This window comes from Absicoccus intestinalis (genome assembly GCF_033971885.1).
GTDB classification, from domain to species: Bacteria; Bacillota_I; Bacilli_A; order Erysipelotrichales; family Erysipelotrichaceae; genus Absicoccus; species Absicoccus intestinalis.
Window position 1 is genome coordinate 98,405 of record NZ_JALBUS010000005.1, and the last position, 13,496, is coordinate 111,900.

Genomic DNA, 13,496 nt, shown 5'->3' on the forward strand with positions numbered 1-13,496 from the left:
ATTTCTTACCTCATAAATTCAATAAAAGCTTTATATCCTCGATATGCCTCATATACATCGGCTTTCGATGATATTTCATGGGGCGCATGCATATTGTGAAGTGGAACTCCACAATCAATCACACGCATACCATAATTAGCCAAGATATAGGCGATGGTACCACCACCACCAGCATCTACCTTACCTAATTCACCCGTTTGCCAATGAACCTGGCCTTGTTCCATGACAGCGCGCAATTGGGCAATATATTCTGCATTCGCATCGTTACAACCACTTTTGCCCCGTGCACCCGTATATTTATTGAATGCAAGGCCATAGCCAAACTTTGGCTGATTCTCATTGGGACTGGAAACATCTGCATAATTGGGATCATGGGCCGCACATACATCACTAGACAACATAGCTGAATGGATCAAAGCCCGACGAACTGCCAAATTTGAATCTTTGCCTAAAGCATATAAGACTTCAGCCACAAAATCCTCAAAAAATTGAGACTGCATACCGGTTGCCCCTTGGGATCCTACTTCTTCTTTATCCACCAATAAACAAGCCGCCGTTCGTTTTAGATGGCGTGCTTCCAACATCGCTTGTAAAGAGGTATAGGCACAAACTTTATCATCTTGCCCATACGCCAAGATCAAGCTTCTATCCAAGCCACATGAACGAGCTTGACCAGCTGGTACCACTTCCAATTCAGCACTGATAAAATCTTCTTCTTCAAATCCATAGGTTGTTTTTAAGATTTGCAGGATATGTGCTTTTACGGGCTCTTCCTTTACATCGGCCAACGGAATCGATCCAATCGTCACATTTAACGATTCTCCTTCCACGACTTGATCCGCTTTTTTATTCATTTGTTTCGAAGCCAAATGAATCAATAAGTCACTGATCACAAAGACAGGATCTTCTTCTTTATCACCGATAGCCACATCGATCGTTTGCCCATTTTTCAAAACAACCACACCATAGATAGCCAACGGAATGGTTACCCATTGATATTTTTTGACACCACCATAATAATGCGTATCAAAATAGGCCAGATCTCCCTCTTCATAGAGCGGATGTTGTTTCAAATCCAAACGAGGACTATCAATATGAGCCCCTAAGATATTCATCCCTTCTTCCAAAGGATCATCGCCAATTTGCATCAAGGCAACCGCCTTATTCATCTGATTCATATACACTTTATCTTGAGGATGCAACGACTCTTTCTTTTGAATGATTTCTTCGATATTGCGATATCCTGCTGCCTCGGCTTTTTCAATGGCCAGCTTCACAAAGCGACGTTCCGTCTTGGCTTCACTTAGAAATGCCATATACTCGTCACAAAAAGACATTACTTCCGCTTGTTTTTTTTCATCATATTCTTTCCATGCTAATCCCATATGATCTCCTCCATTCTTTTCAATAATCTTTTTGATAATTCAATTTTTGATGGATCCGTATTTTTCCAAACGATCCCGCCACCATGATCATTTAATTGTCCATTTTGATTTAAAATATCTTCTAAATGACGAATGGTTCCCCAATTGCCATCCACGATATGGACATCTTGTGGCAAAAGCTTCTTTAACGCATTCCGATAAAACAAAAAATGTGTACAACCTAAAACAATACTATTTACTTTTGGACTTTGATGTAAATATTCATTTAAAGTACGCGCAATCATCGTTTCCTGATCCAATCGATCTTCCTCTACGATTCGAACCAATTGAGGACAAGGTACCCGATAGATCGTATGTTCATCATCAAATCGATCCATCAAGCGCGCAAATTTTTGTTCTTTTAGGGTCAATTCCGTGGCCCATACAGCAATATGTTGTCTCGGTCCTTTTTCACAAGCGACTTTTAAAGCCGGTTCCATACCAATGATAGGAATCTCGTAACGATCGCGCAATACATCCACACAGGCACTTGTCGCTGTATTGCAGGCAATCACGATTGCTTTCACATGTTGTGCGACAAACCAATCGCAAATCGCAATGCATCGTTGCGTAATTTCCTCTTTGGTTTTGGTACCATATGGATTGTATTGCGAATCTCCTAAGAAAATAAAATCTTCTTGTGGTAACACCTTTTTAGCAACCGATAATACACTGATTCCACCCAATCCAGAATCAAATATACCAATGGGATCATTTTCCATTTTGTTGCCTCCTATCAAAATATTTTTCCATAAAATCCGCCCAGCCATCCATTGTGCATGGACGATCGGTCACCACATCGGCAATCGCTTTCGTATCTTCTGAGCCATTTTTTAAACAAACGCCTAACCCACTATATTTCAACATCCCATTATCATTGGATGTATCACCAAAAGCCATGACCTGTTCTGGCGATAAGCCATTGATTTCACAATATTGTGAAAGTGCATATCCTTTATCCGTATGAATATTGGTAAATTCAAATAAGGTCGGTTGCGTTTTGAACCCAATATAATTTGGACTTGGATGCGCTCGAAAATAAGCCTCCACATCAGCCATCTGGTGTGCCTTTATTCGAAACATGATCTTTGCGTTTTCTTTCCGATAGAGATAGGACAGATCATCCACTTTATGGATCGATCGATGCCCCGAAAGAGCCGAACTAATAACGGTCGTATCGCGTTTGACACAAACGATGGCATCATCTTCATAAATGATGGGGTTGGCATGAAATTGTTTCATGATTTCAATCGTTTCCTTGATCCATTCCGGTTTCATCAAATAATATGTATATTCTTTTTGATGAACCGCATCACGAAGACTGGAACCATTCATACCAATCAACATATCAACAGGTTCAATATGCCATCCTTCGATCATATGATCAAGATCCCAAAAAGGACGACCACTGGCCAAGCCAAAATAAATATTCTTTGCCTTTAAGGTCTTGATCATTCGCTTAGCTCTTGGTGTCAGCAATTTATGTCGAACCACCAAAGTATCATCGATATCACAAACAACTAACTTCAAATCTTTTATCATGTTTCCAGTATACCACGAAAAAGAGCTAACCATTCCGATTAGCTCTTGCGTTCAAAGAATTAATGAATCAATGCGACTTTTCGATACATATCCGCATGCAATCGATATTTATCTTGATGAGCGATAACTTCTGGACAAGCTGTAAAGGCACGATCCAAATAATACGTATTTCCATCGGTACCATCAAACATATAGATCATGGTGGCTATACCACAATCCAATACATATGGATGTACTTTCATTTTTCCTTTCTGTTCATACATGGTCTCAATAAATTCTTTGGGTTCTAAATGGACAATTGCACTCATATGTCATCTCTCCTTGTCGATGTCTACATTATGTCGAAAAGTATCCATCTCAACAATAAATATTTTGTTTTATACAAATAAACAAAGATTTTTCATTTGTAATATAACATGTAAGCGTTATACCTATTTTGTTATCCAAATAAATTAACGTATCATAAAAAAAGGAATCAAACGATTCCTTCTTCCAAGTGCTTTTGGTTTCTCTTGATAAACCTTGTCTCTCACACTTGTATAGATGAAAGGAGTTCCTCTCTATTATGTATGGAACTCCTTCCTGCGTTATATCTCATCCCGATGTTGTTTTCTTTCTCTTCTTTTGAAGTATGCAAAATTTTCGCATGGTTTATAAAACATCTGGCCTGAGCATCTACAGAGCTTTTCTACCCTCTGTTATAACCTCTTTTCACTTGTATCATAAAGAAAAGAGGTCCACCTTTCAATCCATCTGGAAAGAATGACCTCTCAAGTGGTATTTATCGATTGACGATAGGTTTTCGTTCCGCTTTTAGATTGTGTTGTTTTTCTGCCCGACGATCCAATTCAGCTTCTACATCATCCAAGGTAATGCCTTTTTCTGCCATTAACACCAACACATGGTAGGAAAGGTCGCAAATCTCACCAATCAACTCTTCTTTGGATTGCGATAAAGCCGCAACCACAACTTCTGTTGATTCTTCTCCTACTTTTTTTAATATTTTTTCCAATCCCTTGTTGTAAAGATACGTTGTATAACTACCTTCTTCTGGATTGGCTTTTCTTTCGACAACCGTTTGATAATCCCGCTCTAACGCTTTCATTTTACTTCTTCTCCTTCTAGTGTCCGATAAAAACATGTACGATGTCCCGTATGGCAAGCCGCACCATCTTGTACGACCTTCAATAAGATCGTGTCATCATCACAATCGACCAAGATTTCTTTGACATGTTGATAATGGCCACTGGTTTCCCCTTTTTTCCACAATTCCTGACGCGATCGCGACCAATACGTGGCCAATCCCGAACGCAACGTTTCTTGTAGACTTTCTTCATTCATATAACCCAGCATCAACACTTGGCCATTCTCGATATCTTGAACCACACACGGAACCAGACCATCGCCTTTATTAAAATCAATTTCAATCATAAACGTACAGGAATTCCTTTCTCTTTTAAATATGTTTTGACATCATGCACCGTCAATTCATCATAATGAAACAGGCTAGCGGCTAAAGCAGCATCCGCCGCTTCTTGATCAAACACATCATAGAAATGTTCCAACGAACCGCAACCACCACTCGCAATCACGGGTACGGGCACTTCCTCTCGTACCGCTTTACAAAATTCCAAATCGTAACCGGCTTTGGTTCCATCCGTATCCATGCTCGTCAACAAGATTTCACCTGCACCCAAAGCCACACCTTGTTTGACCCATTCTAAAGCATCCAAACCCGTATCGATCCGACCACCATGTACAAATACATTCCAGCCCGATCCATCTTCGCGCTTTTTACCATCAACAGCCAAGACCATACATTGATTGCCAAATTGTTTAGCCCCTTCCGAAATCAATTGCGGATTCTTTACTGCGGCACTATTTACACTCACTTTATCGGCGCCAGCTCGCAACATTTTACGAACATCTTCGATCGTACGAATGCCACCACCGACAGTAAATGGCATATAAATTTCTTTGGCAACTTCTTTGACAACATTGACCATCGTATCACGATGTTCATGCGTAGCTGTAATATCTAAGAAAACCAATTCATCGGCTCCTTGTTCATAATATTTACGAGCCAGTTCTACGGGATCGCCCACTTCTTTTAAACCAACAAAGTTGACACCCTTGACAACTTTTCCATCTTTTACATCCAAACAAGGAATGATTCGTTTAGTCAACATGATGATGCTCCTTACAATATTGAATGGCTTCCGGCAAATGCAATGTATCCGAATAGATAGCTTTGCCCGTAATGGCACCATACAAATCCAAATCATTTAAAGCGGCAATATGTGCCATATCACGAATCCCACCACTTGCGGTAATATGTATCGATACCGTATTTTTTAGTTGTTTCAACATTTCCATATTCGGACCTTGCAACGTACCATCTTTGGAGATATCCGTAAAGATCAACGTTTGAACGCCCAGACGTTCCATTTCCTTCGCAAAATCCAAATAATAATAGTCACTGTCTTCGAGCCAACCTGCACCACAAACATATCCATTCTTACAATCCATACCCACAGCAATCTTGTCTCCATATTGTTTGATGGCCGCTTTCAACAAAGCTTGGTCATGGATTGCAGCCGTGCCTAGGATTACTCGCGAAAGGCCACGCTCCAAATAATAGGTGATATCTTCCATCGTCCGTATGCCACCACCCATTTCACAAGGAACCGAAACCGCATTGGCTACTTCACAAATCAGATCCGCATTCTTCTTGGAGCCTTCTTTCGCACCATCTAGATCCACCAGATGAATATACTCTGCCCTTGCTTGTTCAAATTGTTTCGCAATGGTCAATACACTATCGCCCACTACTTCTTTTTTTCCATAATCACCTTGATACAAACGCACAGGTGCTTGATCAATGATATCAATAGCTGGCAATATGATCATACAAATTCCTCCACAAAATATTTTAATATCGCAAGTCCATCTTCGGCACTCTTTTCTGGATGAAATTGTGCACCCAATACATTTTCATGATAAACCAATCCTGGAATCTGATAAGGACCGTAGTGACAATACCCCAAAAGATCAGCTGGATCCATGTCGCTGGCATAATACGAATGAACAAAATAAACAAAAGGACGAGGGGATACCTCTTTAAAAATCGGATGCTCTTGTGCTTTTTCCAATTGGTTCCAACCAATATGAGGAATACGAATGGATGCATCCGTCATCGGGATCACTTGTCCTTTTAAAAAACCAAATCCAGGTGTATAGCCATCTTCTTGTCCGGCTTCAAATAATACCTGCATTCCCAAACAAATGCCTAGTAATGGTTTCTTTTCTTCTTTGACGAATTGACAAATGGTCTCATACATACCGGAATCATGGATATTTTGCATCGAATCGCGAAAAGCACCAACACCAGGCAAGATCAACTTATCACATGTTTTTAAAGCATCTGGATCCGAAACGATCCTATTTTCCACACCTAGATGATTACATGCATTTTGTACACTGGCTAAATTTCCCATGCCATAATCAATGATCCCAATCATTCGAGTTTTCCTTTCGTACTGTATACCCGATCGCCATTGACGATGATAGCTTGACTGATCGCATGTCCCAAAGCTTTAAAGATGGCTTCGATCTTATGATGATCATTGTTGCCATAATATACATTGACATGCAAAGTCAAACCACACGCAAACGCAAAGGCACGTAAGAATTCTTCTACCATTTCACAAGACAGGGTTCCCACTTGTTCGCGTTTCAATTCACAATGATAAACAAGATAAGGACGGCCACTAAAGTCCAAAGTGACATTCGCTAACGTTTCATCCATCGGCAAAGTGAAAGAACCATAACGGTTAATGCCCACTTTATCCCCCAGGGCCTGGGCAAAAGCTTGACCTAATGTAATTCCACAATCTTCGATCGTATGATGATCACAAACATACAAATCACCTTGGGCTTTGACATCTAGATCAATGCCAGCATGAAATCCAAATAAGGTCAACATATGATCAAAAAAACCAATGCCCGTATCAATTTGTGTATGTCCATTCCCATCCAAATTGACTTTCACTTCAATATCGGTTTCTTTGGTTGTTCGCTTGATTTGTGCTTCTCTCATAGCATTTCCCTCACATATTGTGACATGACATTCAAGACTGCCTCATTTTCTTGTTTATTACCAATCGAAATACGGAAATGATCCGTACCCGGAAAATCACGAATGGTGATATCGGCTTCTTTGAATAATTTCAATAATAAAGCTTTATTTTCTGCTTTTCCATAAATGAAGTTGGCTTGACTTGGATAAAATTCCACAAATCGATACAACATCAGTTTATCCAACATCTCATCCCTAAAAGAAGTGGTTTGTTGGATCACGATGGAAATATCTTCATAATGATGCAAAACGATCGTTGCGAGCTTTTGCGATACGGTATTGACCGAATAAGGAACTTTTCGTTGGTCAAGATCTGCTATTCGTTTGGCATTTCCACACACAAACCCCACACGAAGACCGGCCAAACCAAACGCTTTGGATAAGGTGCGCGTTACTAATAAATTCTCATATCGATCCAATTGATCCAATACGGATTGATCGCCAAATTCCATGTATGCTTCATCGATCAAGACCGGACAAGAAAAGCTTTGTACGATCTTTAAAATATCTTCTTTTGAAACACAGTGTCCCGTCGGATTGTTGGGATTGGAAAACAAAACGAAGTCAACCCCCTTTTCTTTTCCTTTTTGAATAAAATCATCCACATCGAAGGAACCATCTTCCTGGGTAACATATTTTTCAATATTTGCTTCATAACTCGATGCATAATAATCGAACATGCCAAAATCAGGAGACAATGTATACATGGTCTTTTCATGATCCAGATAGGTAGACAGCACCAAAGATAAACATTGATCCGATCCATTTCCAGCAATGATTTGTTCCGGTCTTAAGCCTTTGACTTGTGCATAGGCTTTCCGTAACGCACTACACGTATCATCTGGATATCGATTCATATCAATGGTCGGTAAAAGCTGTACCATTTCTTCCATCACTTTTTCCGATACATTATAAGGAGATTCATTCGCATTCAATAAGATTCCCGTTTGTGCATGAGATTGATACGCTTCTATTTCTTTTCCCATGATTGGACCCTCACTTTCACGGCATTCGCATGCCCATCTAAATTTTCTTCTTCCGCCATCTGGATGATATATTGTCCATACGCATCCAATGCTTCTTTTGAATAATGTAAGAAACAAGAACGTTTCACAAAACTGTCAACCCCCAAAGCACTGGAAAAACGGGCTGTGCCATTGGTTGGCAACACATGGTTGGTGCCACCAAAATAATCCCCAATACTTTCACAAGTATAATATCCCATGAATACACTTCCGGCATTGACCACTTGAGCGAGATAGGACATTGGATCTTCAACCATCAATTCTAAATGTTCTGGTGCAATTTCATTGGCAATATCAATACATTCGGAAATGGTATCACAAAGAATGGATTTGCCATAATTTTTTAAACTTTGTTCGACAATTTCTTTCTTTGGCAATTGCGCCGATTGTTCTTTCAATTCGGCATTGATCGCGTCAATTTGCGTTTGACTGGTTGCCAATAAAATCGGACTGGCCATCGGATCGTGTTCGGCTTGTGATAAGAGATCCGCAGCGACAAATGCAGGATTGGCATGATCATCAGCCACAACTAAGATCTCACTAGGGCCGGCAATCATATCAATATCCACTTTTCCATAGACCAATTTCTTAGCTGCCGCCACAAAGATATTACCCGGACCACAAATCTTATCGACCGATGGAATGGTTTCCGTCCCATAGGCCAAAGCCGCAATTGCTTGGGCACCGCCAATTTTATAAATATCGGTCACACCTGCCAATTTAGCAGCAAACGCAATGTTTGGATTGATCTTACCTTCTTTGTTGGGTGGTGTGACCATCACAATGCGTTTCACTCCAGCTACCGCAGCTGGAATCGCATTCATTAGTACACTACTTGGATATTGGGCTCGGCCTCCAGGAACATAAATTCCCACACTGGATAAAGGAAGCACCCGTTGACCAAGATAGACACCCTTTTCTTCTTGGAGAATATACGATTGGTTTACTTGTGCTTGATGAAAATACGTAATATTTTTTTTCGCTTTTTTCATCGATTCCATAAAGAACGAATCACAATGAGAAATGGCTTCTTCCAATTCTTGCTCGGATACTTTCCATGCATCCATTTCAATGCCATCAAATTGTTTGGTGTATTTTTGACAAGCAATATCTCCCTGTTGACGAACATCTTTTAAAATGTTGGATACCGTAACCAAGACATCACTGGAAATTTCTTGACTTCGACTCTTTAGATACGAAGATAATACTTGATAATCATTTTTATTGATGGGCTGCAGCATTTTGTTTCACCATTCTTTCCAAATCTTTTAACACATCCATGACTTCTTGTCGTTTCAATTTAAAACTGGCTTTATTTACGATGACACGCGCACTGATGGGACAAACATCATCTAAGACAACCAACCCATTTTCTTTTAGGGTCGTTCCGGTTTCCATGATATCCACAATGCCATCACACAGCCCCAGGATCGGTGATAATTCTACGGAACCATCGATCTTGATGATTTCAACATCCATGCCTTTCGCATTAAAATAAGCTTTGGCTACATTGGGGTATTTGGTCCCGATTTTGATATGACCAACTTTATTCAATAGATCAATGTCAGGTAAACTGGCCACGATGAATTTACATTTGCCAATTTCCAAATCGAGCATTTCATAATATTCTTTGCCACCCTCTAAGATAGTGTCTTTACCAACAACGCCGAGATCGGCAACACCATGTTCTACATAAGTCAAACAATCATTGGACTTTACTAAAAAATAACGAATGTCTTTTTTCGTATCTTCAAAGACCAAAGCTCGTCCTTTATCTTTTAAATTTTCAATGCCATATCCACATTCTTCCAACATGGCAACGGTTTTCTTTTCCAAACGACCTTTCGTTAAGGCAATAGATAAACTCATTCGACGACCTCCACTTCTTCACGATCCCAAATGATCAATTCCACTGGATTGGTTTTTCGTATTTCTTGCGCTTTTTTCAAAGCTTCCACTTGTTTCGTTTCAGGATAACAAATTTTTATGGTTTTGGTTTGTGGTGCTTTCACAACGGATAATAAATAATCCAATTTCACACTGAATCCACAAGCTGGCAAGTCACGGCCAAATTTTTTCAACAATGAATCATATCGACCACCACTTAAGACACTATGTCCAACTCCATTCACATAGCCCTCAAAAATAATGCCTGTATAATAATCCAAATGTGGTACTTTTCCTAAATCAAATTGAATATGGGAACGATAGCCTAATTCGGATAACTTTTCATATAAGCCTTGTAGCTGATATACGACGGCTTTCAATGCGGAATTGAAACTGAGAACCAGGGCTTGATCCAAAGCATCCGGACCAGATAATAATGGTAGTTCCATGAAGAATTGGGCTTCCTTTTCTTTTAGATGCAATTTTTTGACAAATTCTTTTAATTCCACCATGCTTTTTCGATCGACCAGATTGGCTAGTTCATATTGCACATTGGCATCCAACTGCAAGGTTTGACAAGCCAATTTAAAGAAATCACTGTTACCAATTTCTAATTGATAGTCATCAACACCGATGGCTTCCATCGTATCCAAGGCCAAAACTAAAACTTCAAGATCATGACTGGAGTCCAAACCAATGAGTTCCACACCACAGTCGCTGACTTCACCGAGTTGGCCAGCAAACATCTGTCGCACTTTAAAGACGTTGGAACAATAGCGAATGCGATAGGGTGGTTTGATCTTGGTGTATTTGGATGCACAAACACGAGCAATAGGTACGGTCATGTCCATACGTAAAGTTAGGATCTGGCCATCTTGATCAAAGAACTTATACATATCTTGTTCATTGACTTCACTAAATGCATTTTGATAGGTTTGTAGAAATTCAATCGATGGTGTCATGATGCGTTGATAACCATAGGATTCAAAAACACCTTCAATTCGTTTTTGTAGAGCGGTTTTCTTGGCACAATCTTCTAAAATGATATCGCGCATGCCCAAAGGAATTTGGATTTGTTTCATATTGCCTCCTAAATAAATAAAAAAACGTCCCTGATAAGGACGTTTGATACGTGGTTCCACCTTACTTCATCGCCACTTCACAATGACGACCTCTCTAAGTGCTATCACACTCTGGTCCAGTAACGAGGACAACCGGATCGAACTACTCGATTCGCACGACCAACTCCAGGATGTGTTCGTTTTGACGTACTCTTTCTTTTCACCAACCAGAAAGTCTCTACTTGCCGTTTCGAAAACTACTATTTCCCTTCTTTGTTGTATTTATAATATAGATAATCTGGGTTCAAATGTCAACTTGAATTGTAAGAAATTGTAACTAAAATGAAAATTGTTTCAGAACAGAGGCGCAATCAGACGCACAATGGCTCGCCAGGTTCGAACGATCATGTTGATGTCGCCTTTATAGTCTTCACTCACATCTTTCGATAAATCAAACATATGATCAAAATCCTTTTTCATATCAGCAATACAATCGACATGGGATAGGTAGACGCCATTTTCAAAATGAAGATACAAAGATCGATAGTCCAGGTTGATCGTTCCACACGTTGCGACAGTATCATCACTGATACACATTTTCGCATGAGGAAAACCAGGAATATATTCAAAGATGCGAACGCCACCGCGAACCAAATCGCGGTAAAAAGATTGGGTAAACATATACGTGATTTGTTTATCGGGTGTTCCTGGTGTAATGATTCGAACATCTACACCGCGTTTGGCGGCCAATGTCAAAGCACGCGTCATTTCATCGGTAATGATCAAGTAGGGAGTCACAAAGTATACATATTTTTTGGCATGATTCACAATGCTCATATATACATCTTCACCGAGATATTCATCATCCAATGGTGAATCCGCATAAGGTTGAACAAAACCTTTGGATGGTACGGGTTGAGCCGTCAAATATTTTGCCATGGCTTGATGGGTTGGATCGTTGGCATTCCACATTTCTAAAAAAGTTAGGGTCATGGAACGAACGGCACTTCCTTCCAAGCGAATGCCCGTATCCTTCCAATATCCATACGGATGGGTCCGATTGAAATATTCTTCTGCTAAATTATATCCGCCTGTATAGCCAATTTGACCATCAATGACCGTGATTTTTCGATGATCTCGATTATTCATAAAAACTAAGATCCAAGGTCGGATGGGATTAAAGACCTGACACTGAATGCCATAGCTTTTCATTTCTTTGATAAAGCTTTTATTTAAAAAACCAATGCTGCCCATATCATCATAGAAAATTCGTACTTCGACGCCAGCAGCCGCTCTTTCAATCAATACTTCTTTCATCTGCCCAAAAGAATAACCATCTTCAATGGCATGATATTCCATGAAAATAAAATGTTGCGCTTTTTTCATGTCTTCAATTTGGGCATTGAATCCATCGATGGCTTCTGGATAATAAGTAATGGCGGTATCTTTATAAACGGGAAAATGACCACAGTTCCATATCAGATGGGCATCTTTCGCACTATCGATATCCACCGATTCCATTTCTTTTAGGATAGCTCGGTCTTGATGAAAATAGCGATATAAAAATAGATCAATATGTGTATATACTTCGCGCACATGGGTAACTAGGCTGGTGCGTCCAATCAAAAAGTAAAGGCCCATCCCAAACATTGGAAAGGCCAAGATCAATGCCATCCATGGAACATTGATAGAAACATTCTTATCCCGTCCATAGATCCACAAAGCCACTAAGATGGCTAAATTATTGATGGCTTGTCCGATTTGTGGAGAAATAAATTGCAGTTGACCAAATAGATTCAATAGCCAGAAAATCTGAAACGAAACAGCAACGATCACCACGAAAAGACGCATGATACTATTCCGGACATTGGTCCTTTTTTCGACGCGCATTTTAGACATGATACCTTTCCTCCACTGTGCCATCCAATGATTTCCAAGTGAGTGTGTCCTTTTCTAGCAATATGTAACTATGCGCGCTTTCGGCTTTTGGCAGAGATATCGAGCCCGGGTTACAAAAGAGCGTATTTCCTTCTTGATGATGTCCAGGAATATGGGTATGTCCATAAAAAATAATAGGAACATGGGGAAAAGGTTTATGTCCATGGCAACAATAAATCAAGTGTTTGCCTGTATCGATATACACATTTTCTACCAAGGGAAAGTCTAAGACCATTTGGTCCACTTCACTATCACAATTTCCCCGCACACAAAGGATGGAAGAAGCCAATGGATTTAATAACGCAATAACGCCTTTGGGATCATATCCTTTGGGCAAATCATTTCGTGGCCCATGATAGAGAATGTCTCCTAATAAAACCATTCGATCGCATTGATTCTTTTTAAATTGATCAACAAGTTGCTGACAATAATACTGTGATCCATGTATATCTGAAGCAATCATCCATTTCATAACATAGAT

The 13,496-nt window shown here is 39.9% G+C and carries 16 protein-coding genes and 1 other annotated feature; all 16 genes read right to left on the bottom strand.

Annotated elements, in window-relative coordinates:
* Window positions 1-5 precede the first annotated feature (5 nt).
* Complete coding sequence (locus MOZ64_RS04805) at window positions 6-1,385, bottom strand: aminopeptidase (protein ID WP_320325452.1); 1,380 nt, start codon at window positions 1,383-1,385, stop codon at window positions 6-8.
* Window positions 1,376-2,146, bottom strand: coding sequence for a glutamate racemase (gene murI, locus MOZ64_RS04810; RefSeq protein ID WP_320325453.1), 771 nt, complete (start codon window positions 2,144-2,146; stop codon window positions 1,376-1,378). Before murI ends, MOZ64_RS04805 begins: the two co-directional genes overlap by 10 nt.
* Window positions 2,136-2,966, bottom strand: coding sequence for an HAD family hydrolase (locus MOZ64_RS04815; RefSeq protein ID WP_320325454.1), 831 nt, complete (start codon window positions 2,964-2,966; stop codon window positions 2,136-2,138). Before MOZ64_RS04815 ends, murI begins: the two co-directional genes overlap by 11 nt.
* A gap of 59 nt (window positions 2,967-3,025) precedes the next feature.
* Window positions 3,026-3,274: a hypothetical protein gene (locus MOZ64_RS04820; protein ID WP_320325455.1), complete on the bottom strand. Its 249-nt coding sequence runs from the start codon at window positions 3,272-3,274 to the stop codon at window positions 3,026-3,028.
* A gap of 473 nt (window positions 3,275-3,747) precedes the next feature.
* Entirely contained in the window at window positions 3,748-4,071 is a 324-nt protein-coding gene (hisE, locus tag MOZ64_RS04825; RefSeq protein ID WP_320325456.1) for a phosphoribosyl-ATP diphosphatase, read from the bottom strand.
* Window positions 4,068-4,397, bottom strand: coding sequence for a phosphoribosyl-AMP cyclohydrolase (gene hisI / locus MOZ64_RS04830; RefSeq protein ID WP_320325457.1), 330 nt, complete (start codon window positions 4,395-4,397; stop codon window positions 4,068-4,070). Before hisI ends, hisE begins: the two co-directional genes overlap by 4 nt.
* Window positions 4,394-5,155, bottom strand: a complete 762-nt coding sequence (hisF, locus tag MOZ64_RS04835; protein WP_320325458.1) for an imidazole glycerol phosphate synthase subunit HisF — start codon at window positions 5,153-5,155, stop codon at window positions 4,394-4,396. Before hisF ends, hisI begins: the two co-directional genes overlap by 4 nt.
* The gene (gene hisA / locus MOZ64_RS04840) at window positions 5,145-5,876 is read right to left on the bottom strand and encodes a 1-(5-phosphoribosyl)-5-[(5-phosphoribosylamino)methylideneamino]imidazole-4-carboxamide isomerase (protein ID WP_320325459.1); all 732 of its coding nucleotides are present in this window, start codon (window positions 5,874-5,876) and stop codon (window positions 5,145-5,147) included. The genes hisF and hisA overlap by 11 nt, the downstream gene beginning before the upstream one ends.
* Window positions 5,873-6,487, bottom strand: a complete 615-nt coding sequence (gene hisH / locus MOZ64_RS04845; RefSeq protein ID WP_320325460.1) for an imidazole glycerol phosphate synthase subunit HisH — start codon at window positions 6,485-6,487, stop codon at window positions 5,873-5,875. Before hisH ends, hisA begins: the two co-directional genes overlap by 4 nt.
* Complete coding sequence (gene hisB, locus MOZ64_RS04850; RefSeq protein ID WP_320325461.1) at window positions 6,484-7,065, bottom strand: imidazoleglycerol-phosphate dehydratase HisB; 582 nt, start codon at window positions 7,063-7,065, stop codon at window positions 6,484-6,486. Before hisB ends, hisH begins: the two co-directional genes overlap by 4 nt.
* On the bottom strand, window positions 7,062-8,090 hold the full coding sequence (hisC, locus tag MOZ64_RS04855) for a histidinol-phosphate transaminase (protein WP_320325462.1): 1,029 nt from the start codon (window positions 8,088-8,090) through the stop codon (window positions 7,062-7,064). Before hisC ends, hisB begins: the two co-directional genes overlap by 4 nt.
* Complete coding sequence (gene hisD, locus MOZ64_RS04860) at window positions 8,075-9,370, bottom strand: histidinol dehydrogenase (RefSeq protein WP_320325463.1); 1,296 nt, start codon at window positions 9,368-9,370, stop codon at window positions 8,075-8,077. The genes hisC and hisD overlap by 16 nt, the downstream gene beginning before the upstream one ends.
* Window positions 9,351-9,998 (bottom strand): ATP phosphoribosyltransferase, encoded by a 648-nt coding sequence (gene hisG / locus MOZ64_RS04865; RefSeq protein ID WP_128520041.1) that lies wholly within the window; start codon window positions 9,996-9,998, stop codon window positions 9,351-9,353. Before hisG ends, hisD begins: the two co-directional genes overlap by 20 nt.
* The gene (gene hisZ / locus MOZ64_RS04870; RefSeq protein ID WP_320325464.1) at window positions 9,995-11,098 is read right to left on the bottom strand and encodes an ATP phosphoribosyltransferase regulatory subunit; all 1,104 of its coding nucleotides are present in this window, start codon (window positions 11,096-11,098) and stop codon (window positions 9,995-9,997) included. The genes hisG and hisZ overlap by 4 nt, the downstream gene beginning before the upstream one ends.
* A 32-nt stretch (window positions 11,099-11,130) precedes the next feature.
* Window positions 11,131-11,360 (bottom strand) — a binding site (T-box leader).
* A 71-nt stretch (window positions 11,361-11,431) separates the two neighbouring features.
* A complete protein-coding gene (gene cls / locus MOZ64_RS04875) occupies window positions 11,432-12,976 on the bottom strand; it encodes a cardiolipin synthase (protein ID WP_320325465.1) in 1,545 nt (514 codons plus the stop codon).
* On the bottom strand, window positions 12,969-13,487 hold the full coding sequence (yfcE, locus tag MOZ64_RS04880) for a phosphodiesterase (RefSeq protein ID WP_320325466.1): 519 nt from the start codon (window positions 13,485-13,487) through the stop codon (window positions 12,969-12,971). Before yfcE ends, cls begins: the two co-directional genes overlap by 8 nt.
* Between the last annotated feature and the right edge of the window lie 9 nt (window positions 13,488-13,496).